Origin of the sequence: Halobellus sp. Atlit-38R (assembly GCF_003665925.1) — an archaeon.
GTDB classification, from domain to species: domain Archaea; phylum Halobacteriota; class Halobacteria; order Halobacteriales; family Haloferacaceae; genus Haloquadratum; species Haloquadratum inordinatus.
Map to the genome: position 1 here is coordinate 1 of NZ_QXIJ01000387.1, position 438 is coordinate 438.

Consider the following 438-nt stretch of genomic DNA (forward strand, 5'->3'; position numbering starts at 1 on the left):
GGTTGGATGTCGTGATGGAAACGAAGTCGTCGTTGTACTCCGCGAGGGACGAGCCGATGTCGTCCATGATGGGAGCGTTGTCGCCTGCGAGGTCGATACGGGTCTGACCCGGCTGTCGCGGGATGCCGGCCGTGATGACGACGACGTCGGACCCGGCCGTGTCCTCGTAGCCACCCTGTTTGACGACCGTGTTCGAGTCGTAGGCGACGCCGTGGTTCGCGTCGGCGGCCTGTCCGACTGTCTTGTCTTCCATCTTCGGGATGTCTACGAACACGAGTTCGTCGCAGACGTCACGAAGCGCGAGGTTATACCCAGCCGCGGCGCCGACCGTGCCGGCCGCACCAATCACGCTAACTTTCGTCATACCACATTAATGACGCTGTGGATTCCGAGTAAACGTTTCGGAACGGGCACCGCAGCGCTGTCTGTCGATTTTCT

The 438-nt window shown here is 61.0% G+C and carries 1 pseudogene; it reads right to left on the bottom strand.

From position 1 onward, the window contains the following. A pseudogene (locus D3D02_RS19990) lies at nucleotides 1-364 on the bottom strand (malate dehydrogenase); the annotation flags it as partial. Nucleotides 365-438: the final 74 nt, after the last annotated feature.